This is a genomic window from Embleya sp. NBC_00896, from assembly GCF_045207785.1.
In the GTDB taxonomy this organism is placed as follows: domain Bacteria; phylum Actinomycetota; class Actinomycetes; order Streptomycetales; family Streptomycetaceae; genus Embleya.
In genome coordinates this window covers 5,406,566-5,431,681 of the sequence record NZ_CP108776.1, presented here as the reverse complement: position 1 = coordinate 5,431,681, position 25,116 = coordinate 5,406,566, and the positions used below count along the sequence as shown (strand labels likewise).

Genomic DNA, 25,116 nt, shown 5'->3' with positions numbered 1-25,116 from the left:
GCCTGGACGGTTACCGGCGTTCCTCGCGCTGTTTGCAGGTCACACACAGGGTCGCACGCGGGAATGCCTGGAGGCGTGCCTTGCCGATGGCCGAACCACACGACTCGCAGGCCCCGTACGTGCCGTCGGCGAGACGACGCAGCGCCTTCTCCGACTGGAGCAGCATGCCACGCGCGTTGTTGGTGAGGGACATCTCGTGCTCGCGCTCGAAATTCTTGGTCCCCGTGTCGGCCTGGTCGTCGCCCGCGCCCTCGCCCGAGTCGCGCAGGAGGTCGGCGATCCCGTTCTCGGAGACCGCGATCTCGGCCCGCAGCTCGTTGACGGTCTCCTTGAGCCCGTCGCGCACCTCGCGCAGCTCGACGTCGTCCCAGGGGTCCTCACCCGTTCGGACCACATAGACCGTCGGGTCGTGGAATCCGTTCGGCGGCGGCGCCAACGTGGTCATCGCCGTACTCGCGTGTGCTGCCTTCACGATGCGCCCGGTTCCTCCCCGTACCGCGGCTCGCGGCGTCGTCGTCGTCGCACGACGCGTCCGTCCGCCACTCGCCTTCTCTGTATCCGTCATGGTCACGGCCCCCTTGCTCGCTAGGGATGGGTCGCCCCGGACAACCGGACGCGCCGTCCCGTCACTGAGTGCGCCGGGGCGACGACGTAAATCGGTTGTGCCCAGACGCAACCACGCTTATCCCTCTTCTACGTGTCCCGTTCGTTACCGGTTCCCGAACGGATCGTTATCCATCGCCGCCCGGGAAAGCCGGCAGCGCCCGGGCCCCTTCGGGTCGTACAATCCGCAGAGCGAGACGGTGTCGATGGGGACGAGTAGCGCCGCACGCAGCCACCAGCGATCCGGGGACGGTGTGAGCCCGGAGGTGTGCGCGACGTGAAGATCACCCCGGAGCTGCCGGAAGAAGGGCCGATCCCCCGGATCGACCCGTAGAACCGGCCCTCGCGCAGACGAGAGGGTTGTGCCCGCCACCGGCGGCGCGGCCAAGAAGGGTGGTACCGCGGGGCGGCTCGGGACTCGAGCAAGTCGCCTCGTCCCTTCGGTAGGCACGCATCACAGCCCGCGGAAGGAAGCCACATGTACCGCCCGGTACCGGCGCAGGTCGACCTGCCCGCCATGGAGCACGAGGTCCTCGCGTTCTGGCGGGACAACGACATCTTCGAGCGCTCCCTGGAGCAGAACGCCGACGGACCGCGCTGGGTCTTCTACGAGGGCCCGCCGACGGCCAACGGCATGCCGGGAGCGCACCACATCGAGGCGCGCGTCTTCAAGGACGTGTTCCCGCGCTACCGCACGATGCGCGGGTACAACGTGCCGCGCAAGGCCGGATGGGACTGCCACGGCCTGCCCGTCGAACTGGCCGTCGAGAAGCAGCTCGGCTTCTCCGGCAAGCCCGACATCGAGCGCTACGGGATCGCCGAGTTCAACGCCAGGTGCCGCGAATCGGTGATGACCCACGTGGGCGCCTTCGAGGAGCTCACCGAGCGGATGGGCTACTGGGTCGACATCTCCCAGGCCTATCGCACGATGGACCCCGAGTACGTCGAGTCGGTGTGGTGGTCGCTCAAGCAGATCTTCGACAAGGGCCTGCTGACCCAGGACTACCGGGTCTCGCCGTGGTGTCCGCGCTGTGGCACCGGCCTGTCCGACCACGAGCTCGCGCAGGGCTACGAGACGGTCGTCGACCCGTCGGTGTACGTGCGCTTCCCGCTCACCTCGGGGCCGCTGGCCGGCACGGCCGCGCTGTTGGTGTGGACGACGACGCCGTGGACGCTGGTGTCCAACACCGCCGCCGCTGTGCACCCCGACGTGACCTACGTGGTGGCCACCGACGGCGACGAGCGCCTGGTGGTCGCCGAGCCGCTGGTGGAGAAGTCGCTGGGCGAGGGCTGGGTGCTCACCGGCGAGCGCTTCACCGGCCGCGAGATGGAGCGCTGGGCCTACCGGCGCCCGTTCGAGCTGCTGCCGCTCGAGGACGCGAACTTCGTCGTGCTCGCCGACTACGTCACCACCGAGGACGGCTCGGGTGTCGTGCACCAAGCGCCCGCCTTCGGTGAGGACGACCTCAAGACCTGCCGGGCGTACGACCTGCCGGTGGTCAACCCGGTCCGCCCGGACGGCACGTTCGAGGCCGATCTGGCACTGGTCGGCGGGCAGTTCTTCAAGAAGGCCGACGAGGCCCTGGTCGCCGACCTGCGCGAGCGCGGCCTGCTGTTCCGGCACCTGGAGTACGAGCACAGCTACCCGCACTGCTGGCGCTGCCACACCGCGCTGCTCTACTACGCGCAGCCGTCCTGGTACATCCGCACCACTGCGGTCAAGGACGCGCTGCTGCGCGAGAACGAGCGCACCAACTGGCACCCGGACACGGTCAAGTGGGGCCGCTACGGCGACTGGCTCAACAACAACATCGACTGGGCCCTGTCGCGCAACCGCTACTGGGGTACGCCGCTGCCGATCTGGCGCTGCGACGAGGGTCACCTCACCTGCGCCGGCTCGCTCGCCGAGCTGTCCGAGCTGACCGGCCGCGACCTGTCCGACCTGGACCCCCACCGGCCGTACATCGACGAGGTCGCCTTCGGCTGCCCGGCCAAGACCACGGACGCGGTCTGCGGCGCGCGGGCGACACGCGTGCCCGAGGTCATCGACGCCTGGTACGACTCGGGTTCGATGCCGTTCGCGCAGTTCGGCTACCCGTACAAGAACCGCGAGCTGTTCGAGAAGTCCTACCCGGCGCAGTTCATCTCCGAGGCGATCGACCAGACGCGCGGGTGGTTCTACACGCTGATGGCGGTCGGCACGCTCGTGTTCGACAAGTCGTCCTACGAGAACGTCGTGTGCCTGGGGCACATCCTGGCCGAGGACGGCCGGAAGATGTCCAAGCACCTGGGCAACACCCTGGAGCCGATCCCGCTGATGGACCGGCACGGCGCGGACGCGGTGCGCTGGTTCATGGCCGCGGGCGGTTCGCCGTGGTCGGCGCGCCGGGTCGGGCACGGCACGATCCAGGAGGTCGTCCGCAAGACGCTCCTGACCTACTGGAACACGGTGAGCTTCCAGGCGCTGTACGCGCGCACCGGCGGCTGGACGCCGAGCGCGAGCGATCCGGCGCCGGCCGAGCGCCCGCTGCTCGACCGGTGGTTGCTGTCCGAGCTGAACACGCTGATCGGCGACGTCGACACGGCGATGGAGGCGTTCGACACACAGCGCGCGGGCAAGGCGCTCACCGCGTTCGTGGACGACCTCTCGAACTGGTACGTGCGCCGTTCTCGGCGGCGGTTCTGGAACGCGGACCCGGCCGCGCTCGCGACGCTGCACGAGGCGCTGGAGACGGTGACCCGGTTGATGGCGCCGCTCGTGCCGTTCATCACCGAGCGGGTCTGGCAGGACCTGGTCCGTCCGGTCACCGCCGACGCGCCCGAGTCGGTGCACATGGCGTCGTGGCCGACCGCAGACGCGGCGCTGGTGCGGCCCGAACTCGGCAGGCACATGGTGCTGGTTCGGCGCCTGGTGGAGCTGGGCCGGGCCACCCGCGCGGACTCCGGCGTCAAGACCAGGCAGCCGCTGGGTCGCGCGCTGATCGGGGCGGCCGGCTGGGACGAGCTGTCGGCGGAGCTGCGCGAGCAGATCGCCGAGGAGCTCAACGTGGTCTCGGTCGCGGCGCTCTCCGACGCCGGCGGCGACCTGGTCGAATACAGCGCGAAGGGCAACTTCCGCGCGCTGGGCAAGCGTTTCGCCAAGCGCACCCCGATCGTGGCGGGCGCGATCGCCGCGGCCGACGCGGCGGCCCTGTCGGCGGCGCTGCGCGAATCCGGCACGGCGGTCGTCGTGGTCGAGGGCGAGGAGGTCGAGGTGGTGGCCGACGAGGTCATCGTCACCGAGACCCCGCGCGAGGGCTGGACGGTGGCCAGTCAATCCGGCGCCACGGTCGCGCTCGACCTGACCATCACCCCCGAGCTGCGACTCGCGGGCCTGGCCCGCGACGTGGTCCGGCTGATCCAGGAGGCGCGCAAGAACAGCGGCCTGGACGTGTCGGACCGGATCCTGGTGTGGTGGGCCGCGGACGAGTCGGAGGAGACCACGTCGGCGCTGCTCGCGCACGGCGTCCAGGTCGCCGACGAGGTGCTCGCGACACAGTTCGCCCAGGGCTCCCCGGAGGACGAGGAGCTGCCCGAGCACGGCGACGCCGCGCTGGGCCTGCGCTTCTGGCTGCGCAAGGTCTGATCGGGCGGGGGCGGCCTCGGCCGCCCCCTGCCCTTCCGGAGCGCACGAGCCGTTCCGGAACACGAGAAGCGCCCGTCCCCCCGGAGGGGGCGGGCGCTTCTCGGATGAGACGACCGACGCTCAGTGGCCGGTCAGTTCTCGGGGTCCTCGTCGATCAGGAACCCACGCATCGGCGAGGGCTGCTGCATCTGCTGCGGCTGCGGAGCCTGCGGACGCACCGGCGACATCTGCTGCGTCATGGCCGGGCTCATCTGCTGCCCGATCGACGGCGTCATCGCCGGAGACATCGAGGACGGCTGCGACATCGGCACCGGTGCGGACGACATGGCCGGCGGCAGCGAGGCCGTGGCCGGTGTACGCGGCGGTGCGAGCGAGTCGTCGGCCTGCGACTCCAGTTGACGCAACTGGCTCTCGAGGTACGACTTCAGGCGCGTGCGGTACTCGCGCTCGAACGCGCGCAGGTCGTCGACCTTGCGCTCGAGCGTGGCGCGGGCGCTCTCCAGAGAGCCCATCGCGACGCGGTGCTTCTCCTGCGCGTCCCGCTCGAGGGCGTCGGCCTTGGAACGCGCGTCGCGCTCCATGCCGTCGGCGCGGGTGCGCGCCTCGCCCACTATCTTGTTCGCCTCGGAGCGGGCCTCGGCGATCGCCTGGTCAGCCGTCTGCTGCGCGAGCGCGAGCACCCGGGCGGCACTGTCGCCACCGGGGTTGCCCATCTGCTGCTGCTGCTGCTGCGGTCCACCGGGACCGAGCTGCGGCGGGCCGCCCTGGAGCTGGTGCTGCTGGAGCTGCTGCTGGTGCTGCGGCGGACCCTGGAGCTGGTGCTGCGGGCCACCCTGAAGCTGGTGCTGACCGCTCTGGAGCTGGTGCTGCTGCTGACCGGGCACCTGGTGCTGCCCGCTCGGCATGCCGGGGCCGCCCTGGAGCTGGTGCTGCGGCGGGCCCTGGAGCTGGTGCTGGCCGCTCATGCCGGGACCCAGCTGCTGCGGTCCCCCCATGGGGTGCTGCTGCGGTCCACCGGGACCGAGCTGCTGCGGGCCGCCCTGCATCTGGTGCTGGCCGCCCTGCATCCCCTGGGGTCCACCCATCTGGGGCGGCGGGGGAACCGGGGTCGGCCCGGATATGGCTGCCGGGACGGGTGCGTCGGGGCGCTCGCGCTCCTTGCGCTGCTGGGCCTGCTGCTGGCTCTGCGCGGCGGCACGGGTCGCCGCCGCGAGTTTCGCTCGCAGATCCTCGTTTTCCCGGAGAAGTCGGGTCAGTTCGCCCTCGACCTCATCGAGGAACGCATCGACCTCGTCCTCGTCATAGCCCTCACGGAGACGGACGGTCGTGAACTGCTTGTTACGCACGTCTTCGGGGGTCAACGGCATCTCTTCACCTCAGCGTGATCGTCGGCATCGGACAGACGGTACCGCTTACAGCCTGCCCACGACGGAGATCAGGATGTAGACGATGATCATCAGTACGAAGAAGGACAGGTCGAGTGCTACACCCCCGAGGCGCAGCGGAGGAATGAACCTGCGCAGCAACTTCAACGGTGGATCGGTGATGGAGTACGTCGCCTCCAGCAGTACCACCATGGCCCCGCGCGGTTCGTACGACCGCGCGAACTGGAACACGTAGTCCATCACCAAGCGGAAGAACAACACGATCAAAAAGCAGTAGAGCACGATGCGGATGATCTCCAGCGCAATGCTCATTTACCTGCCCCCTCGCGTGCCGTCCTTCGGGTCAGGACCGCACCTAGCCTCAGTTTTCGCACACCTCAGCTCTGATTGAAGAACCCACCCTCGGCGATGCGGGCCTTGTCCTCGGCTGTCACATCGACGTTAGCAGGCGACAGGAGGAACACTTTTTGGGTGACCCGCTCGATGCTGCCGTGCAGGCCGAACACGAGACCCGCGGCGAAGTCCACGAGCCGCTTGGCGTCCGTGTCCTCCATTTCCGTCAGGTTCATGATCACGGGCGTGCTCTCGCGAAAGTGCTCGCCGATCGTGCGGGCTTCGTTGTAGGTACGCGGGTGCAGCGTCGTGATGCGGTAGGGCTCACGTTCGCTGACGACTTTGTGTACGGTCACCGGTGTGCTGCTCTCGGGACGGCGTTCGGGCATGGCGGACACTGTTGCGCGGTGTTCTTCAAGGCGGCCTTCGTCGCGGAGCGCCCCCGCTTCACGCAGGGCGGTTGCTCCACGAACGAGGTCCTCGCGACGTTCCCGCGACTCGCCACGCGGCTCGCGTACTTCACGTGGCTCCTCACGACGCTCTTCCCGCCGCTCCTCGCGACGATCGGTGCGCTCGACCCGGTCGCGGCCGTCCTGGCCGATGTCGTCCTCATCGTAATCGTCATACTCGTAGACATCGTCCTCCACGAGGCCGAGGTAGACCGCCATCTTGCGCATTGCGCCGGCCATGTTCCGCTTCCTCCGGTCTCACGGTGGATCGGCTGAGGTCACCGTGGGTCGTGCGATCCACTTCACGGCGACGCTACCGGAGGGAAGGCCGGACTCCGAGCACCGCAGTACCGATGCGTACATGTGTCGCCCCAGCCTCGATGGCCGCTTCGAGGTCGTTGCTCATCCCCGCGGAAACCATCGTGGCAGCCGGATGGGCTTCGCGCAGGCGGCTTGCGATTTCTCGCAGCGTGGCGAATGGGCCGGCGGGTTCGACCCCCAGCGGTGCAACGGCCATCACGCCGCCGAGGGTCAGGTGCGGGGAGTCGGCCACCGCGTCGGCGAGTTCGGCCACATCGGCGGGCAACACCCCACCGCGTGAGGGGTCCCCATCCAGGCTGACCTGCAACAGGGCCGTGATCGTGCGCTGTTCCCGTTCGGCCGCCGAGGACAGGGCGGCGGCCAGTCGCACCCGGTCGAGCGAGTGCACGACGTCGGCGTAACCGGCCACCGATTTCGCCTTGTTCGTCTGCAACCGGCCGACATAGTGCCAAGTCAGGTCGAGGTCGGCGGTGGCCGCCGCCTTCGGCGCGGCCTCTTGGTCGCGGTTCTCGCCGACGTCGCGGACGCCGAGTTCGGCGAGCAGCCGTACGTCGCCCGCCGGGTGGGTCTTGGTGACCACGACGAGGGTGACGTCCTCGCGCGGGCGGCCGGCGGCCGTGCACGCGGCGGCGATCCGGGCCTGGACGGCGGCCAGGTTCGCGGCGAGCTCGCCGCGCCGACGCGCGGTCTCTTCGGCGGCTGAAGCGTGCGTTTCCATGCCTCCATCGTCGCCGACGGGCGCCACGACCGCCGGGGCGGGGTCAGTCCTCGGCGAGCCACACGTAGCCGGCGATCCGGCCCGTCGTGCGGTCGCGGCGGTAGGAGAAGTGGTCGGCGGACTCGCGGGTGCAGATGTGCGATTTCTCACCCGGAACGACGCCTTCCAGGGCCAGTTGGGCCCATACGCCGGCCGTGATGTCGAGCGCGTGGGTGCCTTCCGGGGTGCGCGATCGAGCGGCCGGGACGAGCGCCGAGACCTCGTCGCACATCGCCTCGGGGACCTCGTAGCACGGGCCGCACACGGCGGGTCCGGTGGTGGCGACGATCCGTGAACGGTCGGCGCCGAGCTTGCACATCGCCTCGATCGCGGCGGGGACGACGCCCGCGGCCAGCCCGGGCCGGCCGGCGTGTGCGGCGGCGACCACGCGGGCGAGCGGATCGGCGAGCAGTACGGGGGTGCAGTCGGCGACCAGGACCGCCAGCGCCAGGCCCGGGGTCGCGGTGACCGCGGCGTCGGTGGCGGGGAGCGGCTCGGTGCTCGGGCCGTCCACGACGGTGACGCCGGCGCCGTGCACCTGGTCCATCCACACCACGCGCTCGACCGGCAGCCCCAGGGCCGCGGCGGTGCGCGCGCGGTTCTCGGCGACGGCGCGCGGGTCGTCGCCCACGTGGCCGCCGAGGTTCAGTTCGTCGAACGGCGCGGCGCCCGCCCCGCCCCACCGGTCGGTGAAGGCGAAACGGGCGCCGCCGGCGGCGGCCCTGCGCGTGAACACGTGGGGCTCCCCCAATATTCTTTGTATTCTTTGTGCTTTTTATACGCTTTGTGACTTTTCGTGCGACCCGACTGGGTAGCCCCGGACGTCAGTCCTTCATGAACGGCGGGATGTCGAGATCCAGGTCGTCCTTGATCGGCTCCGGGACCAGCGGCGTGCGCGGGCCCGGAGTGGTCGGCATCGAGTAGGGCGCCGGGCTCGGGGCGGGATCGTGCAGCACGCTCTGCCCCTGGTTCGAGGCCGGACGGGAGGGCTGCTCGACCGGCGGCCGACCGCCGCCCACCGCAGCGGGCTTGCCGAGCTCGCTCTTGGACGGCGGCTGGCCGCCGTCGAAGCCGGCGGCGATCACCGTGACGCGGACCTCGTCACCGAGCGCGTCGTCGATGACCGCGCCGAAGATGATGTTCGCCTCGGGGTGCGCGGCCTCGCTGACCAGCTGCGCCGCCTCGTTGATCTCGAACAGGCCGAGGTCGGAGCCACCGGAGATGGAGAGCAGTACGCCCCGGGCGCCGTCGATCGACGCCTCCAGGAGCGGGCTGGAGATCGCCATCTCGGCGGCGGCCACCGCGCGGTCGTCGCCGCGCGCCGAGCCGATGCCCATCAACGCCGAGCCCGCCTCGGACATGACCGACTTGACGTCGGCGAAGTCGAGGTTGATCAGGCCGGGCGTGGTGATGAGATCGGTGATGCCCTGCACGCCGGACAGCAGGACCTGGTCGGCCGAGCGGAACGCGTCCAGGACGCTGACCTGCCGGTCGGAGATCGAGAGCAGGCGGTCGTTGGGGATGACGATCAGGGTGTCGACCTCGTCGCGCAGTTGCGCGATGCCATCCTCGGCCTGGTTCGCGCGACGCCGTCCCTCGAAGGTGAACGGGCGCGTGACCACGCCGATGGTGAGCGCGCCGAGCGAGCGGGCGATGTTCGCCACCACGGGGGCGCCACCGGTTCCGGTGCCACCGCCCTCGCCCGCCGTGACGAAGACCATGTCGGCCCCCTTGAGGACCTCTTCGATCTCCTCACGGTGGTCTTCGGCGGCCTTGCGGCCGACGTCGGGGTTCGCGCCGGCGCCGAGGCCGCGCGTCAGTTCACGGCCGACGTCGAGCTTGACGTCGGCATCGCTCATGAGGAGGGCTTGGGCGTCGGTGTTGATCGCGATGAACTCGACGCCCTTGAGACCGACCTCGATCATCCGGTTGATGGCGTTGACACCGCCACCGCCGATACCGACCACCTTGATGACTGCGAGGTAGTTCTGGGGTGCTGCCACGTCGAAGGCCTCTCGCCTCGAGTTCCGGTCGGCGTGCCGTGGTTCCGGCATGCCGACATTTGCCGACTTGGGGAGGTCGGGACGCGATTTCCGCGAGCCACCAAAACCCTCACCCTCAGGTATAGAGTTACACCGAATTCCATCGAACGTCGCCGATCGAAACGGTGCGGATAACAGCTTTGTCAACCTGGGGCTAGGCCGACACTAGGTCCCCATCGGACACGGTTCAACGAACACGCCGAACCTGTCCCTATTGTTTTATCGCAGTGGCGGGGCCCTTCCGTTCCCCGTCAGGGAGTGGAAGGTGTCGGAACCGCCGTGACGGGTGGGGCCGGAGGTAACGACTGCGCGGCGGCCGGCTCCGCCTGCGCCGGCAACGGTTGGGTGCGCGTCACGGGCGCGTCGGGCGCGCCGACGTCATAGAACTTGGCCGGCCGTTGCAGCAGGACGGTGAGGATCAGGGCCTTGCGGTCGGACGCGTCGGCCCCGCCCCACGACACGCTCTCGCCCTTGTCGAGCGTGAGCACGATGTCGTCGCGCGTTCGTGCGGTGATGTCGCGGACACGTTGGGCGACCGGTGGCGGCAATGCCGATACCACCTGGACCACCCCCCGTAGCGTTTCGCGGCTCACCGTGTTGGCATCGGCCTTGACGACCGGCACCCCCGAGGGCGCGGCGTCCACCGTACCGAACCGTACGCCGTCCTTGTCGATCTCCGCGTAGCGGCCCGCGTCCGGCACCACCAGCGCGGTCGTGCGTTCGCGGACCGAGATCCGTACGGTATGCGGCCACTCCCGTTCGACCCGCACCGAGGCCACCCGCGGCACCGCGGCCACCCTGGCCCGGATCGCGTCGAGGTCGATCCCCGCGAGGGGTTCGCCGACCGGTACCGCGGCGACCGCGGCGATCTGGTCGCGCTGGAGCACGGTCAGGCCGCCGATGGCGACCTTGCGGGCGTCCAGCAGCGGCGAGTGGTAGACGATCCCCCACCCGGCGCCCGCGAGTACGACGAGGAGCACCAGGACGAGGAGCGGGCGCAGGTTGGTCCAGCGCCGCCGCGGGCCGCGCCCGGGCCCCGCCGAACGCACCGGCGCGCGCTCCTTCGTCTTGGGCAAGAACGCTCCTCGTCCCGTGCCTACTGCGGCAATCGCGCGGCGGCGATCGCCTCGTGGACCATCCGGACCAGTTCCTCGTCGGCGTCGCGCCGACCGAACTCCGACGCGGCCTTGCCCATGTCGTGCAGCCGCCGCGCGTCGGTCAGCACCGGCAGCACGGTCGAGCGGATCCAGTCGGGGGTCAGGTCGGCGTCGTCGACCAGGAGGCCGCCGCCCGCCTTGACCACGGGCTGCGCGTTCAGCCGCTGCTCGCCGTTGCCGATGGGCAGCGGTACGTAGGCGGCCGGCAGGCCGACCGCGGCCAGCTCGGCGCAGGTCATCGCGCCGGCCCGGCACAGGACCATGTCGGCCGCCGCGTAGGCCAGGTCCATCCGGTCGAGGTAGGGCACCACGACGTAGGCCGGGCCGCCGGGCGGCGAGGTGATCTTCAACTCGTTGTTGGGGCCGGCCGCGTGCAGCACCTGGACGCCCTCGGCGAGCAGCTGCTGCGCGGTGGCCGCGAGCGTCTCGTTGAGCCGCCGGGCCCCCTGCGAGCCGCCGAACACGAGCAGCGTGGGCCGCATCGGGTCGAGCCCGAACATGGCACGGGCCTCGTCGCGCAGCGCGTTGCGGTCGAGCGTGGCGATCGCGCGGCGCAGCGGGATGCCGATGTAGCGGGCCCCGCGCAGCTTGCTGTCGGGGGTGCTGACCGCGACGAACCGGGTGTACCGGGCGCCGATCTTGTTCGCGAGCCCGGGTCGCGCGTTGGCCTCGTGGACCACCGTGGGCACGCCCTGGCGCTTGGCCGCGAGGTAGCCCGGCAGCGCCACGTAGCCGCCGAAGCCGACCAGGCAGGACGCGTTGGTGCGCTCCAGGACGGCCGCGGCCTCGCGGATGGTGCCGCGCAGTCGACCGGGGACGGTCATCAGCTCGGGCGTGGGCTTGCGCGGCAACGGCACGGCCGGGATCAACGCGAGTTCGTAGCCGCGAGCGGGAACGAGCTTGGTCTCCAGGCCCTTGGCCGTGCCGAGCGCCGTGATACCCACATTGGGGTTCTGGCGGCGCAGCGCGTCCGCCAATGCCAGAGCGGGCTCGATGTGCCCGGCGGTTCCTCCGCCGGCAAGGACGACATGCACCTGATTCACCCATCCCTGCGCGGCAGGATCCGCGCGAACGCTCGACGAACCGCCCCGGGCCCGCGTGCGGCGAGCGCGGCCTCGGCCCTTGGTTCACCTCGGGCGAAGGACAACAGCATGCCCACGGCGAACATGGTCGGAAGCAGGGCGGAACCTCCGTAGGACACCAATGGCAACGGCACTCCGGCGATCGGCAGCAGGCCGAGCACCGCCCCGACGTTGATCATGACCTGGGCCATGATCCACGCGGTCGCACCTCCCGCGGCGAGCCTCACGAACTGGTCTTTCGTGCGACTCGCGACGCGGATACCTGCATAGCCTAGGGCCGCGAAGAGGGTGAGTACGGACAGCGTCCCCACCAGACCCAATTCCTCGCCGATCACGGCGAAGATGAAGTCTGTGTGCGCCTCGGGCAATGTGCCCCATTTTCCGTAGCTTGTACCGATTCCGCTGCCGAACCAGCCGCCCGTGGCCAGCGAATAGATGCCCTGGGCCGCCTGCAACGTCGTGTCGTCCGGGTCGGAGAACGGGTGCAGGAAACTTCCGAACCGGGCCGCGCGGTGTGGTTTCAGCACGATCAACACGGTGGCGGCCACGGTCACCACCGCGAGGGCCGTCGCGAAGAAGCGGCCCGGGGCCCCGGCGATCCACAGCAGCGCGAGCACGAGCACCGTGAGGATCATCGCGGTGCCCATGTCGCCGCCGAGCATCACCAGGAACAGGATGACCATCGCACCGGGCAGCAGCGGGACGAACATGTGCCGCCACTGGCCGAGCAGCCGGCGCTTGCGGGTGAGCACGTCGGCCCCCCACAGCACCAGGCCGAGCTTGGCGAATTCCGAGGGCTGGAGCTGGAAGGACCCGAACCCGATCCAGTTCCGGTTGCCGTTGACCTCGATGCCGAGGCCGGGCACGAGCACCAGGCACAGCGCGCCGACGCAGCCGAGCAGGAACGGGTACGACAGCCGGCGGTACCAGCGCAGCGGCAGGCGTGACGCGATCCACATCAGCGGGAAGCCCATGGCCACCGCGATCAGCTGCTTGGTGAAGATCTCGTCGAACGAGCCGTAGATCGTCCGGGACGTGATCTGCGACGCGGACAACACCATGACCAGGCCCAGGACGGTGAGGAGCAGACCCGAGCCGAGCAGGAGGTAGTAGGCCGTCAGGGGGCTGTCCAGGGCCCGGCGCAGTTCCCGGCGCAGCGGCCCGGGGCGGCGCTGCGCGGCGCCGGCACGCGGTTTGGGCAGGCCCGAGGTGCCCGACGGCTTCCGCGTGTCGGCGGAGGCCGTCGGGTGTGCTTCGCGGGTGTCCGGACCGGCGGCCATGGCGACGGCCCGGTCAGCCGGCGTCTGTGTCGAGTCCGCGGACCGCGTCGGCGAACGCGTCGCCACGCTTTCCGTAGTTGGCGAACATGTCCATCGACGCGCACGCGGGCGCGAGCAGCACGGTGTCCCCGGGCCGCGCCAGCGCCGCCGCCTCGCCCACGACCAGTTCCATGGCCCCAGTGTCGGTCGCGGCGACCTCCACCACGGGGACATCCGGGGCGTGTCGCGCGAGCGCGTCGCGGAACACGGCCCGGTCGGTGCCCATCAGGACGACCGCGCGCAGCCGGCTCCGCGCGCCGGAGACCAGGTCGTCGAAGGACGCGCCCTTGGCGAGGCCGCCGGCGATCCACACGATGTCCCGGTAGGCGGCGAGCGAGGCCGCCGCGGCGTGCCCGTTGGTGGCCTTGGAGTCGTCCACGTAGTCGACGCCGCCCACGGTCGCGACGTGCGCGATGCGGTGCGCGTCCGGCCGGAACGCGCGCAGCCCGTCGCGGACCGCGACCGGCGACACGCCGTAGGCGCGGGCCAGCGCGGCGGCGGCGAGCGCGTTCGCGACGTTGTGCGGGGCGGGCGGGTTCACGTCGGCCACGGTGGCCAGTTCGGCGGCCGTGCTGTGCCGGTCGGGCACGAAGGCCCGGTCGGCGAGCAGGTCGTCGACCACCCCGAAATTGGACAGGCCCGGCGGGCCGAGCCCGAAGCCGACCGCGCGGCAGCCCTCCTCGACCTCGGCCTCGTGCACGAGCTGCTCGGTCTGCGGGTCGGCCAGGTTGTACACGCACGCGATCTGGCAACCGCCGTAGATCCGGCCCTTGTCGGCCGCGTACGCCTCGGGCGAGCCGTGCCAGTCGAGGTGGTCCGGCGCGATGTTGAGCACCGCCGCGGCGAGCATCCGGGGCGCGCCGGCGTCGTCCTTGGGGCTTTCCTCCCACGTCGGCAGCCAGTGCAGCTGGAAGCTGGACAGCTCCAACGCCAGGACGTCGTAGGCGGGTTCGCCGTCGCCGTCCCGGGCGAGCACCGCGTCGACCACGGGTGTACCGACGTTGCCGGCCGCCGCGACCCGCTTGCCGGACGCCTCCAGGATCGAGGCGAGCATGCGCACGGTCGTGGTCTTGCCGTTGGTGCCGGTGATCGCCAGCCACGGCGCCGGGTTCTCGCGCGGACGCAGTCGCCACGCGAGCTCGACGTCGCCCCACACCGGCACGCCGGCCGCGCGTGCCGCGGCGAACAGCGGCTTGGTGGGCCGCAGTCCGGGCGACGCGATCAGCACGTCGACGCCCTCGGGCAGCGTCTCGTCGTCGCCCAGCCGCACGGGTACGCCCAGCGCGCCCAGTTCCTCGGCCCGCCGCCGCGCGTTGTCGTCGGCGGCGCCGTCGATCGCCACGACGCGCGCGCCGAGGCCGGCCAGCGCCCTGGCCGCGGACGCGCCGGTGACCCCGGTGCCCGCGACGCAGAACGACAGTTCGGCCCACGGCGCACCGTGATGAGTGAAGGTGCTCAGGTCTTTCGTACTCACGTCTCTTACTGTCCCGTAACCCAGCCCGCGTAGAAGATGCCGATCCCGAGAATGGCGCACAGACCGGCGATGATCCAGAACCGAACCACGATCAGTACCTCGGTCCACCCCTTCAGTTCGAAATGGTGCTGGAGTGGCGCCATCTTGAACACACGTTTGCCGGTCATCTTGAAGTAGCCGACCTGGATGATCACCGAGAGCGAGATGATCAGGAACAGGCCGCCGATGAGCGCGGACAGCAGCTCGGTGCGGGTCAGGATCGCGAGCCCGGCGAGCGCGCCGCCGAGCGCGAGCGAACCGGTGTCGCCCATGAAGATCTTCGCCGGCGACGTGTTCCACCACAGGAAGCCGAAACACGAGCCCATCATCGCGGCCGAGACGATCGCGAGGTCGAGCGGATCGCGCACGTCGTAGCAGCCGACGCCGGGGGCGTTCAGGCACGACTGGCCGTACTGCCAGACGCCGATGAAGGTGTACGCGCCGAAGACGATCACCGAGGCACCGGTCGCCAGACCGTCCAGGCCGTCGGTGAGGTTCACGCCGTTGGAGTGCCCCGCGATCAGGATGTACGCCCAGATCACGAAGAACACCGGCGTCAGGTCGAGCGCGGTGTCCTGCACGAACGACAGGTGTGTGGACGCGGGGGTGAACCCGCGCGCGTCCTTGAACTGGATCGCCAGCAGCGCGAACGAGATGCCCACGAAGGACTGTCCCGCCAGCTTGGCCTTGGCCCGCAGGCCCAGGCTGCGCTGCTTGACGATCTTGATGAAGTCGTCGACGAAGCCGACCAGGCCCAGGCCCGCCATCAGGTACAGCACGAGCAGCGCGGACGCGCTCGGTGCCTCCAGGGTGATCGCCTTGGCGCCGCCGTAGCCCGCGAGCGCCGCCAGAATGATCACCGCGCCGCCCATGGTGGGCGTACCGCGCTTGCTGTGGTGTCCGGCCGGACCGTCGTCCCGGATCAGCTGGCCGTAGCCACGCTTGACCAGGATCCGGATCGCGAGCGGGGTACCGATCAGCGACAGCACCAGGGCGATGCCGCCGGCGATGAGGATGGCCCTCACCCGTGCACCTCCCGGTTGTTCGCGTCCTCGTCATTGGCGTCGTCCGCCAAGAGCGCGTCCGCGACCCGTTCCAGGGCCGCTCCGCGTGAAGCCTTCACCAGTACGACGTCGCCCGGGGCCAATTCGCCCCGGAGTAGTTCGACGGCCGCCTCTACGTCGGGCACCAGCACCGACTCCTCACCCCACGAACCCTCGTTCTTCGCGCCCATGTCGATCCAGGCGGCCTCCCTGCCGCCCACGGCCACCAGCCGGTGGATGTTGAGGCGTACCGCGAGCCGCCCGATCGCGTCGTGCTCGACAAGCGACGCCTCGCCCAGTTCCCGCATCTCACCCAGCACGGCGAACGTACGATTCCCACCCGCCATCGCGGCGAGGGCCTTGAGCGCGGCTCGCATCGATTCGGGGTTGGCGTTGTACGCGTCGTTCACGACGGTCACCCCGTCGTCCCGGTGGGTCACTTCCATGCGCCAGCGGGAGAGCGTACCGGCCGCGTTGAGGGCTGCCGCGAGGTCCTCGACGGTCATGCCCACTTCGCGTGCCACGGCGGCACACGCGAGTGCGTTCGCCACGTGGTGCTCACCGTACAGGCGCAAGATCACGGGCGCACTGCCCTCCGGCACGCACAGCGTGAAGGAGGCCCGGCCCCGCTCGTCGAGTGTCACGTTCTCGGCCCGTACGTCCGCGTTGGCGCTCTCACCGAAGGTGACCACGCGCGCCTTGGTACGCGCCGCCATCGCGCGCACGAGCGGGTCGTCGTGGTTGAGCACGGCCACGCCGTCGGCGGGCAGCGCCTCGACGAGTTCGCCCTTGGCGAGCGCGATGCCCTCGCGGCTGCCGAACTCGCCCACGTGCGCGGAGCCCACGTTCAGCACCAGGCCGATGCGCGGCGGGGTCACCCCGCACAGGTAGGTGATGTCGCCGATGTGCCGCGCGCCCATCTCCAGGACCAGGTGCCGGGTCTTCTCGTCGGCGCCGAGCGCGGTCAGCGGCAGGCCGATCTCGTTGTTGAGGTTGCCGCTCGGGGCGATCGTGGGCCCGACCCGCGCGAGAACCTGGCCGATCAGGTCCTTCGTGCTGGTCTTTCCGGACGAGCCGGTCAGCGCGATCACCGTGGTGTCGGTCAGCCGGTCGGTGACCAGGCGGGCGAGTGGGCCCAACGCCTTGACCACGTCCTCGACGACGACGGCCGGGGTACCGGTCTCGCGCTCCGCGAGGACGGCGACCGCGCCGGCCGCGATCGCGGTGTGCGCGTAGTCGTGCCCGTCGACCCGGCCGCCGCGCACGGCCGCGAACAGCGAGCCGGGGCCGACCTTGCGGGAGTCCACGACCACCTCGCCGGTGATCCGCGCGTTCGGGTCCGCGTCGCCCGCGAGCCGCCCTCCGAGAGCTTTCGCGATCTCGGCAAGAGTGGTGGAAATCACTGGTTCGTCTCCTCGGCACGCAAGGTGCCGGTCGCCGGGACGCCTGGGGTCGGGGTCTCGGACGTCGGGGTGTGCGTTGATGGTGCGGGGGTCACGATCCTCGCATCGTCGGACTGCTTCGGGGACGCGGGGCCGCCTCGCATGGTTCTGTCGAGCGCCGCGCGCAGTTCGACGCGGTCGTCGAAGGGGTGTTTGACGCCGTTTGCGAATTCCTGGCCCTGCTCGTGGCCCTTGCCCGCGATCACGACCGTGTCGCCGGCACCCGCCCGCTCGACCGCGAGCGCGATCGCCGCGACCCGGTCCGGCTCGACCAGCACCGTGCCGTGCGGGGCGGCGAGTTCGCGGGTGCCGACGAGCATCTCGTCGAGGATCGCGAGCGGATCCTCCGAGCGCGGGTTGTCACTGGTGAGCACGACGACGTCGGCGAGCCGGGCCGCGGCGGCGGCCATCAGCGGGCGCTTGGCCCGGTCCCGGTCGCCACCCGCGCCCAGCACACAGGTCAACGCGCCCGCGGTGACCGGGCGCAGCGCCTCGAGCAGGATCTCGACCGCGTCCGGGGTGTGCGCGAAGTCGACCACGGCCAGGAAGGGCTGGCCCGCGTCGACGCGTTCCATCCGCCCGGGCACGCCGGGTGTCGCGCCGACGCCCTCGACCGCGTCGGCGAGCGGGATGCCGCCGACCACCAGGGCCACGATCGCCAGCAGGGCGTTGGCGACGTTGAAGGGGCCGGCCAGGCGCACCCGCGCGTCCGCCTTCTGCCCGTTCGGGCCCACCACGCGGAACCGGCTGCCGTCCGGGCCGGGTTCGACGTCCTCGGCGCGCCAGTCGGCGTGCGCCGAGCCCGCGGCGGACACGGTGGACACCGGCACGCTCGCCAGGTTCGCCAGCCTGCGGCCGTACGCGTCGTCGATGTCGATCACGCCGGCGCGCGAGCGGGCCGGGGTGAAGAGTTCGGCCTTGGTCAGGAAGTAGTCCTCCATGGACGCGTGGAAGTCCAGGTGGTCCTGCGAGAGGTTGGTGAACATCGCGACGTCGTACACGGTCCCGTCGACCCGGCCGAGCGCGAGCGCGTGGCTGGAGACCTCCATCACGGCGGCGGTGACGCCGTACTCGCGCATCGAGGCGAGCAGCGCCTGCAGGTCGGTGGCCTCCGGGGTGGTGCGCACGCTGGGCACCACGTCCTCGCCGATCCGGGTCTCCACGGTGCCGATCACGCCGGTGGTGCGGCCGGCCGCGCGCAGCCCGCCGTCGAGCAGATAGGCGGTGGTGGTCTTGCCGTTGGTGCCGGTGATCCCGAACATCGTCATGTGCGCGCCGGGTCCGCCGTACACCCACGCGGCGATCTCACCCAGTCGGCCGCGCGGATCCTCGACCACCAGTATGGGCAGACCGCTCGCGGCGGCCATCCCGGCGCCGGCCGGGTCGGTGAGCAGGGCCACCGCGCCCGCCGCGGCGGCCTGCGCGGCGAACGCGGCGCCGTGGAAGTTCTCGCCGGGCAGGCCCGCGTACAGGTCCCCCGGGCGCACCGCCCGGGAGTCGTGGGTGACCCCCGTCAACGTCGCCTCGGGATCGCTCGGGGCCCCCGCGAGGGGGACGGAAACGATCCCGGCCAGGGCGGTCAGCGGTTGGGGGCGCACCTCGGCTGGGCGGCGCAGATCACGGTTGGGCACGGCGGGCAGGCTACCGCGCTTTGGGTCTTCGGCTCGTCCGCCCGGGTCCTCACCACTGGATCGGGAGATCGAGCGGCGGGGTACCGCTGGGGGCGATCTTGCGACTCTGCAGGGCGAACGTCATCACCTGCTGGAACACCGGCGCGCACAGGCTTCCGCCGCCGCCGTCGATGCCGGGCGCCTGGAGCGTGACCGACACCACGACCTGAGGGTTGTCGGCGGGCGCGAAGCCGATGAAGGACGTGGTGTAGCCGTTGTAGCGGCCGGTCTTGGGGTCGACGCGGTTGGCGGTGCCGGTCTTGCCCGCGACCCGGTAGCCGGGGATCCGACCGGCCTTGCCGGTGCCGCCGTCGTCGGAGACGACCGTCTCCAGCATGTCGGCCACCTGGCGGGCGGTCTCCGGGCTGACCACGACGTTCGTCCTGGGCGCGGCGGCGGGCTTGAATCCGCCGTCCGGGCCGGTGCTGCCCTTGACCAGGCTCGGCTCGATCCGAACGCCGCCGTTGGCGATGGTCTGGAACACGGAGGTGGCCTGGACCGAGTTGACCGACAGGCCCTGCCCGAACGGGATCGTGTACTGCTGCGAACCGTTCCACTTCTGTGGCTGGGCCAGGATGCCGGGCGTCTCGCCGGGGAACTTCAGGCCGGACGGCTGTCCCACCCCGAAGCGGGTGAGGTAGTCGTGCAGCTTGGCGTTGGCCTCGGCGCGGTTCGGCGAGAGCTGCTCGGAGGCCAGGATCGTGCCGATGTTGCTGGACTTGGCGAGCACGCCGGCGAGGGTCAGCTGCTGCGTGGGGTGGTCGTTCTCGTCCTTGAACAACTGGTCGGCCCGGGCGAGCCGGTTGGGCACGGTGACGTGTGTGCCCGGGGTCGCCCGGCCCTCCTGGATGACCGCGGCCATCGTCATGACCTTGCCGGTGCTGCCCGGCTCGTAGGCCTCCTCGACGGCTCGGTTGCCGAGGTTGGGCACGTCGCCGGCGCCGATGCGGTTGGGGTCGTAGCCCGGGGCGGTGGACATCGCGAGGATCTGTCCGGTGCGCACGTCCTGCACCACGACGGTGCCGGATTCGGAGCGGGTCTCGGCGACCTTCGCGGCGATCAGCTGTTCGGCGTACCACTGGAGGTCGCGCGAGACGGTGAGCTGGACGTCCGAGCCGGGCACGGCCTGCTTGCCGGTCAGGTCCGACGTGGGCACCCGGCGGCCGTAGACCATCTCCTGCGTGGTGCGCCCGTCCTTTCCGGCGAGCTGGGCGTCCAGCGTCATCTCCAGGCCGCCGCCGCCGTGGCCGGTCGCGTTGACGAAGCCGACCAGGTTCGCGCCGACCGGTCCGGCCGGGTAGACCCGCTTGCTGTGCTTGGTCGAGTAGATCCCGACCAGGTCGTCGCGGCGCTGCTTGCCGAGGTCCTTCTGGACCTGGCGGATGTGGTCCCACACCGCGGGCTCGACCTGCTGGGCCAGGACCACGTAGCGGGACTTGGGGGTGCGCAGCTTCTCCTCGATGGCGAGGGGGTCGCCGCCCACCAGCGGGGCCAGCGCGAGGGCGGTCGCGTGCGGGTCGTACTTCTGCACCTGGGTGGGGTCGGCGGTGACGTCGTACGCGTCGACCGACTTGGCCAGGCTCACGCCGGAGGCGTCGGTGAGTGTGCCGCGCTCGGCGGGGACGTTTATGGTCTGGACCCGCTTGGCGGCGGCCTGCGCGGCGTACGCGGGGGCGTCCAGGGCCTGGAGCTGGAGCAGGCGGCCGGCGAACAGGGTCAGCACCACGCCGAGCACGATCAGCACGACCCGCAGCCGCTTGCTCGGGTCGCCCATCCGCGCGGTCCTGGTCGGGCGGGGCGGGCGGGACGGCTTGGGCCGCCCGGCGGGGTGCGCGTCGCGGGTCCGGCCCGGGCGGGCGGTTCCCGGGCGCGGGCGGGCGGCGGGGCCGGCGTGGTCGGCACGCTCGGCGCGCCTCGTGGCCTCGCCGGGCGCGGGGTGCGGCCGGCGGGTGCGCTCGGCGCGGCCGGCGGCCGAGGCGTCGGCGCCGTGCGCGTCCGGGCGCGGGCGCGGTCCGTCGCCCACGCGGCTCGCGGGCCGGGCGTCGCGGGAGGGGCGGGTCTCGCGATTCTCGGCGGGCGCGTCGGCGGGGCGTGGGCGGCGCGGAGCCGGGCGCTCGGTCCGGGATCCGTCGCCGGACCGGCTCGCGGGCCGGGCCGGGCGCGCGGAACGCTCGGGGCGGGCGGGACGCTCGGGGCGGGCGGGACGCTCGGGGCGGGCGGCGGTCGGCTCCTCCCGCTCGCGCGGGCGTGGGCGTGGGGCTCGGGGGGTCTGTGGGTCGCCGGGGCGCGGGCCGCGGCGGCGCTGCTCGGCGGGGGCCTCGTCGCTCGCCCGGCGCGGTCGCCCGGGGGTCCGGGCCGGGGCGCGCGCGGGTTCCGGGCCGGATCCGCGGGTTCGGCCCCGCCGGCGCGCGAGCGCGGGGCGGCCGGTCCGTCCCGCTCGTCCGACCGGGACCGCCGGCCGTCCGCCGACCGCGTTCCGTCCGGGCCGGCCGACCCGGGTCGGGGTCGGGACCGTCGCTCCGAGGACGCGGCCGGGTCCGCGCCCGGCTCACGGCGCGGCCGGCCGGCCGAACGCGGCTCGTCGGGGTCACGCGGATCGCGGGGGTCACGGCGTCCGTCGGTCAACGCGGGGTCCCTTCACCTGGATTCGGCATCGTGTCGCCCGAGGCGACGCACACGTACAACGAGACGAACGAGACGAACGAGACGACCCCGGCATTCGTCAACGGGTCGCTTCCGGCGTGGCCGCGACCGGTGGCGCGGCGCTCGGCGCGGCGGTGCTCGGCGGGGCCGCGCTCGACGCGACCGGGGCGGCGGACGCGGTCGGAGCCGGTTCGGCCGCCGGCGGCGCAGCGCGCTGCCGCCGGCTCGGGCCCGGCCTGGGCCGGTGCGCCCGGGCCTCCGCCCGCAGCCGGCGGCACGGTCGCCGGGGTGGTGGGGGGCACCGGCGCGGTGGGGGTCGTACGCGGCTCGGGCACCAGCGGCGGCTTGCTGGTCGCGGGCTTGGGGACGCCCAGGACCTGGCCGGTCACCGGGTCGACGAAGACCAGGCTCCCACCCGGGACCATGCCCATCTCCTGCGCGCGCCGCGCGAGTTCGCCCGGTGCCGCCTTCGCGTCCAGCTCGCGCTGCAACGCTTCCTTGTCGTCGGTGAGCTGGTCCTCGCGCTTTTGCAGCTTGCCCAGCTCGAACGAGCCCTGGTTGAGCGCGGTGTTCAACAGCAGCAGGGACAGCAGGCCACCGCCGAGCAGTCCGACCACGAGCACCACGAAGGGTGTTCGCGACGAACCCTTCGCCTGGTGTGCCGCCAGTCGGATCCGCGTCATCGTCCTGGACGCGCCACCACTCACCGCCGGCTCCCCCGTCCGCCTGGTGCCTGTCCGGCCGATCCCGGTGGATCGGGCCGTGTCGTCCGGTGTCGTGTCTCGGCGTGCCGCGGGCGCAGCCGCATGGTGGTTCCACGCGGGTGTGACCGCGGTGCGGCGAGGCGCGGCGCCAGGCGACGCGGACCCGCCGGGATCGGCCGGACAGGCACCGGGGTCACAGGTCTTCCCGCACCCGTTCCGCCGCCCGCAGCCGTACCGAGGCCGCGCGCGGGTTCTCCGCGTTCTCCCGCTCGCTCGCCTTCTCCGACCCGCGCGTGAGCAGCTTCAGCCGGGGCTGGAGGTCCTCGGGCACGATCGGCAGGTCCGGCGGCGCCTTGCTCTCGGCACCCGCCGCGAGCACGCGCTTGGTCATCCGGTCCTCCAGCGAGTGGTACGACATCACCGCGATCCGCCCGTGCAGCGCCAGCGCCTTGACGGCCGCGGGCAACGCGCGCTCCAGGACCGCGAGTTCGCCGTTGACCTCGATCCGCAGCGCCTGGAACGTGCGCTTGGACGGGTTGCCGCCGGTGCGCCGGGTCGCGGCCGGGATCGCGGTGCGGACGATGTCGACCAGGCGCGCGCTGTTGGTGAACGGCTCCTTCTCCCGCTCGCGCACGATCGCGTCCGCGACCCGGCGGGCGAACCGCTCCTCGCCGAAGTCGCGCAGGATGCGCGCGAGTTCGCCGGCGGTGTAGGTGTTCAGGACGTCCGCGGCGGTGATGCCCACGGTCGGGTCCATCCGCATGTCGAGCGGCGCGTCCTGCGCGTACGCGAAGCCGCGGTCGGCGCGGTCGAGCTGGAGCGAGGAGACCCCGAGGTCGAACAGGATGCCGTCGATCCGGTCGATCCCGAGCCGGCCGAGTACCTCGGGCAGTTCGTCGTACACCGCGTGGACCAGGGTCGCGCGCTCGCCGAAGCCCGCGAGCCGCGCGCCGGAGCGCTCCAGCGCCTCGGGGTCGCGGTCGAGCCCGATCAGCCGGACCTCGGGGAAGGTCTTCAGGAGGGCTTCGCTGTGTCCGCCCATCCCGAGCGTCGCGTCCACCACCACCGCTCCGGGCGCCCGCAGCGCCGGGGCGAGCAATTCGACACACCGTTCGAGCAGGACCGGAATGTGGGCGGGCGCCGTCACGGCCCCTCCACCATCGTCGCGTTCACTCCGGGCCCTTCGTCGTGCGGAAACCCGCAGTCTAGGTCCTGCCCGGGGGATCTTGGTGGATAGGCCGCGGCGTCTGGTGCCGTGCCTCGGCGCGCCGGAGAAGCAGCCGCATAGTGGTTCCATTCGGCCGTTTCTCCGGTGCGGTGAGGTGCGGTGCCAGGCGTCGCGGACCCGCCGAGACGAGGCTCGGTCGCGATCGACCCGGGGAACATGCCGCCAGGTCCCCGCCCGCTCGTCTGGGGAAGTGACCTCTGGCACCGGGGAAGGAGTGCCAGAAAGCTCGGAGCGGGTGGAGACCTCGCCGCATGTGCGTCACGGGCGAGATCGCGTTCGGGAGTACACGAAAGCACGGGGCGTCGCCGCCGCGGTCACAGGAGGCCGGGCAGCACCTCCTCGGACAACTCCGCGAAGGACTGCTCCTGCTCCGCGAGGTAGTCGTGCCAGGTCTGCGCCGCCCACAGCTCGACGCGCGTGTTCGTACCGATGACGACGCAGTCGCGATTGTCCCCGTCGAGCCCGGCGTAGTCCCGAAGGGGCTGGGGCACCAGGACGCGCCCCTGCTTGTCGGGCACCGCGTCGGAGGCACCCGCGTAGAACACGCGCATGTAGTCCCGGGCGGCCTTGGACGTCACGGGCGCGCGCCCGAGTTGTTCGGCGATCCGGGCGAATTCCGCGATGGGCCACACATAGAGGCAGCGTTCCTGCCCCTTTGTGATCACAAGGCCCTCCGCCAGCTCGTCCCGGAACCGGGCCGGCAGAATCAGCCGGCTCTTGTCGTCCAATCGGGGCTCGTACGTGCCCAGGAACACGGGCACCTCCGGCCGCCGTCTGGAGCTTCTCAGCTCCATTTCCCGCCACTCTACTCCACCAAACCCCACGGTCAACCCTTTTCGGGCGCGTCACTCTGTTCCCATCCGCGACAAAAGTGCAGGTCAGAAGGGGTGGCTCGACAGAACCACCCGATTGCGCGCCCCCCGCACGCCACTCCCGTACATCGGGCGCGGGTTTCCGCCACATCGGCATTGGGCTCGCTGTACGTACCTCACCATTCCGGGAGAAGTACTCATAGAGCCGAAATAGTGACGAGTCCTCCGGGTCGACGGCAGTGTGACTCCCCCCACGAGGCGAAGCCGGCCGTCGGTCGCTACCGTCCTGACCATGGTCGATCGCCTTGTTGCCGCCAACCGTCACTACGCGGAGGGGTATCGCGACCCCGGAATGTCCGCAATGCCGGTCCGCCACACCGCAGTCGTCACGTGCATGGACGCCCGCCTGGACGTACACGCCATGCTCGGTCTCGAGCTCGGCGACACGCACGTCATCCGCAACGCGGGCGGCGTGGTCACCGACGACGTCGTGCGTTCGCTCACGATCAGTCAGCGCCACCTGGGCACCACCCAGGTCGTCCTGATCCACCACACCCAGTGCGGCATGCTCACCGTGACCGAGGACTTCCGCCGCGAACTCGAGGCCGACACCGGTCTGCGCCCGCAGTGGGCGGTCGAGGCCTTCGTGGATCTGGACGGCGACGTCCGCCAGTCGATGAACCGCGTGCGTCGGTCACCCTTCCTGCTGCACGGCAACACGGTGCGTGGATTCGTCTACGACGTCACCACCGGGCTGCTGCGCGAGGTTTTCCCGGCCTCCGAAGTGCAACCGGAAGGCACTCCGGGGAAGTCATAGGGCCTGGCCGAAGATATTCGGCCGCCGTGGACCGACCCCTACCAAGCGTCGACTACTGTCCGGAGTCGCACCGCTCGCCGTCGGGGTCGCCCAACGGGGTGACGGCAGCGCACGCTACCTGGAGAATCGGCCTGTGGCCCTGACCCAGGGCGAGCACAACGCGGTTCCAGG

20 protein-coding genes are annotated in these 25,116 nt (G+C 71.4%); 2 read left to right on the top strand and 18 right to left on the bottom strand.

Going from position 1 to position 25,116, the window contains the following annotated elements:
- Positions 1 to 10: 10 nt before the first annotated feature.
- Positions 11 to 472: a TraR/DksA family transcriptional regulator gene (locus OG928_RS24635; RefSeq protein WP_406287424.1), complete on the bottom strand. Its 462-nt coding sequence runs from the start codon at positions 470 to 472 to the stop codon at positions 11 to 13.
- A gap of 609 nt (positions 473 to 1,081) precedes the next feature.
- On the opposite strand from OG928_RS24635, the gene ileS reads away from it, so the two are divergent.
- Positions 1,082 to 4,228 carry an isoleucine--tRNA ligase gene (gene ileS / locus OG928_RS24630; RefSeq protein WP_406287422.1) on the top strand — a complete coding sequence of 1,049 codons (3,147 nt, stop codon included), beginning with the start codon at positions 1,082 to 1,084 and terminating at the stop codon, positions 4,226 to 4,228.
- Positions 4,229 to 4,359: 131 nt separating this feature from the next.
- On the opposite strand, the gene OG928_RS24625 is transcribed toward ileS, so the two are convergent.
- The 17 genes from OG928_RS24625 to mraZ form a co-directional block, all read right to left on the bottom strand.
- Entirely contained in the window at positions 4,360 to 5,595 is a 1,236-nt protein-coding gene (locus OG928_RS24625) for a DivIVA domain-containing protein (protein ID WP_406287420.1), read from the bottom strand.
- Positions 5,596 to 5,640: 45 nt separating this feature from the next.
- Positions 5,641 to 5,925: a YggT family protein gene (locus tag OG928_RS24620; RefSeq protein WP_020552920.1), complete on the bottom strand. Its 285-nt coding sequence runs from the start codon at positions 5,923 to 5,925 to the stop codon at positions 5,641 to 5,643.
- A gap of 65 nt (positions 5,926 to 5,990) precedes the next feature.
- Positions 5,991 to 6,635 (bottom strand): cell division protein SepF, encoded by a 645-nt coding sequence (locus OG928_RS24615; RefSeq protein ID WP_406287418.1) that lies wholly within the window; start codon positions 6,633 to 6,635, stop codon positions 5,991 to 5,993.
- A 73-nt stretch (positions 6,636 to 6,708) separates the two neighbouring features.
- The gene (locus tag OG928_RS24610) at positions 6,709 to 7,434 is read right to left on the bottom strand and encodes a YggS family pyridoxal phosphate-dependent enzyme (protein ID WP_406287415.1); all 726 of its coding nucleotides are present in this window, start codon (positions 7,432 to 7,434) and stop codon (positions 6,709 to 6,711) included.
- Positions 7,435 to 7,477: 43 nt separating this feature from the next.
- Positions 7,478 to 8,209: a peptidoglycan editing factor PgeF gene (gene pgeF, locus OG928_RS24605; RefSeq protein ID WP_406287413.1), complete on the bottom strand. Its 732-nt coding sequence runs from the start codon at positions 8,207 to 8,209 to the stop codon at positions 7,478 to 7,480.
- 88 nt (positions 8,210 to 8,297) lie between these two features.
- On the bottom strand, positions 8,298 to 9,476 hold the full coding sequence (gene ftsZ, locus OG928_RS24600; protein ID WP_406291175.1) for a cell division protein FtsZ: 1,179 nt from the start codon (positions 9,474 to 9,476) through the stop codon (positions 8,298 to 8,300).
- 290 nt (positions 9,477 to 9,766) lie between these two features.
- Positions 9,767 to 10,591: a cell division protein FtsQ/DivIB gene (locus OG928_RS24595; protein WP_406287410.1), complete on the bottom strand. Its 825-nt coding sequence runs from the start codon at positions 10,589 to 10,591 to the stop codon at positions 9,767 to 9,769.
- 20 nt (positions 10,592 to 10,611) lie between these two features.
- On the bottom strand, positions 10,612 to 11,706 hold the full coding sequence (gene murG / locus OG928_RS24590) for an undecaprenyldiphospho-muramoylpentapeptide beta-N-acetylglucosaminyltransferase (protein WP_406291174.1): 1,095 nt from the start codon (positions 11,704 to 11,706) through the stop codon (positions 10,612 to 10,614).
- 5 nt (positions 11,707 to 11,711) lie between these two features.
- Complete coding sequence (gene ftsW, locus OG928_RS24585) at positions 11,712 to 13,034, bottom strand: putative lipid II flippase FtsW (RefSeq protein ID WP_406287408.1); 1,323 nt, start codon at positions 13,032 to 13,034, stop codon at positions 11,712 to 11,714.
- Between the two features lie 13 nt (positions 13,035 to 13,047).
- Positions 13,048 to 14,532, bottom strand: a complete 1,485-nt coding sequence (gene murD / locus OG928_RS24580; protein WP_406291173.1) for a UDP-N-acetylmuramoyl-L-alanine--D-glutamate ligase — start codon at positions 14,530 to 14,532, stop codon at positions 13,048 to 13,050.
- A 20-nt stretch (positions 14,533 to 14,552) separates the two neighbouring features.
- Complete coding sequence (gene mraY / locus OG928_RS24575) at positions 14,553 to 15,611, bottom strand: phospho-N-acetylmuramoyl-pentapeptide-transferase (protein ID WP_406287405.1); 1,059 nt, start codon at positions 15,609 to 15,611, stop codon at positions 14,553 to 14,555.
- On the bottom strand, positions 15,608 to 17,032 hold the full coding sequence (gene murF, locus OG928_RS24570; RefSeq protein ID WP_406287403.1) for a UDP-N-acetylmuramoyl-tripeptide--D-alanyl-D-alanine ligase: 1,425 nt from the start codon (positions 17,030 to 17,032) through the stop codon (positions 15,608 to 15,610). The genes mraY and murF overlap by 4 nt, the downstream gene beginning before the upstream one ends.
- A complete protein-coding gene (locus OG928_RS24565; protein WP_406287401.1) occupies positions 17,029 to 18,702 on the bottom strand; it encodes a UDP-N-acetylmuramoyl-L-alanyl-D-glutamate--2,6-diaminopimelate ligase in 1,674 nt (557 codons plus the stop codon). Before OG928_RS24565 ends, murF begins: the two co-directional genes overlap by 4 nt.
- Before the next feature lie 49 nt (positions 18,703 to 18,751).
- Positions 18,752 to 20,764 (bottom strand): penicillin-binding transpeptidase domain-containing protein, encoded by a 2,013-nt coding sequence (locus OG928_RS24560; RefSeq protein WP_406287398.1) that lies wholly within the window; start codon positions 20,762 to 20,764, stop codon positions 18,752 to 18,754.
- 598 nt (positions 20,765 to 21,362) lie between these two features.
- The gene (locus tag OG928_RS24555; RefSeq protein WP_406287395.1) at positions 21,363 to 22,091 is read right to left on the bottom strand and encodes a hypothetical protein; all 729 of its coding nucleotides are present in this window, start codon (positions 22,089 to 22,091) and stop codon (positions 21,363 to 21,365) included.
- 190 nt (positions 22,092 to 22,281) lie between these two features.
- Positions 22,282 to 23,235 (bottom strand): 16S rRNA (cytosine(1402)-N(4))-methyltransferase RsmH, encoded by a 954-nt coding sequence (gene rsmH, locus OG928_RS24550; RefSeq protein WP_406287393.1) that lies wholly within the window; start codon positions 23,233 to 23,235, stop codon positions 22,282 to 22,284.
- Between the two features lie 395 nt (positions 23,236 to 23,630).
- On the bottom strand, positions 23,631 to 24,071 hold the full coding sequence (gene mraZ / locus OG928_RS24545) for a division/cell wall cluster transcriptional repressor MraZ (RefSeq protein WP_406291171.1): 441 nt from the start codon (positions 24,069 to 24,071) through the stop codon (positions 23,631 to 23,633).
- A gap of 349 nt (positions 24,072 to 24,420) precedes the next feature.
- On the opposite strand from mraZ, the gene OG928_RS24540 reads away from it, so the two are divergent.
- Complete coding sequence (locus OG928_RS24540) at positions 24,421 to 24,945, top strand: beta-class carbonic anhydrase (RefSeq protein ID WP_406287390.1); 525 nt, start codon at positions 24,421 to 24,423, stop codon at positions 24,943 to 24,945.
- Positions 24,946 to 25,116: the final 171 nt, after the last annotated feature.

Coding starts and splice junctions, on each gene's coding strand:
- ileS (WP_406287422.1), top strand. CDS start 1,082: ATGTACCGCCCGGTACCGGCGCAGGTCGACCTGCCCGCCATGGAGCAC.
- OG928_RS24625 (WP_406287420.1), bottom strand. CDS start 5,595: ATGCCGTTGACCCCCGAAGACGTGCGTAACAAGCAGTTCACGACCGTC.
- OG928_RS24620 (WP_020552920.1), bottom strand. CDS start 5,925: ATGAGCATTGCGCTGGAGATCATCCGCATCGTGCTCTACTGCTTTTTG.
- OG928_RS24615 (WP_406287418.1), bottom strand. CDS start 6,635: ATGGCCGGCGCAATGCGCAAGATGGCGGTCTACCTCGGCCTCGTGGAG.
- OG928_RS24610 (WP_406287415.1), bottom strand. CDS start 7,434: ATGGAAACGCACGCTTCAGCCGCCGAAGAGACCGCGCGTCGGCGCGGC.
- ftsW (WP_406287408.1), bottom strand. CDS start 13,034: ATGGCCGCCGGTCCGGACACCCGCGAAGCACACCCGACGGCCTCCGCC.
- OG928_RS24540 (WP_406287390.1), top strand. CDS start 24,421: ATGGTCGATCGCCTTGTTGCCGCCAACCGTCACTACGCGGAGGGGTAT.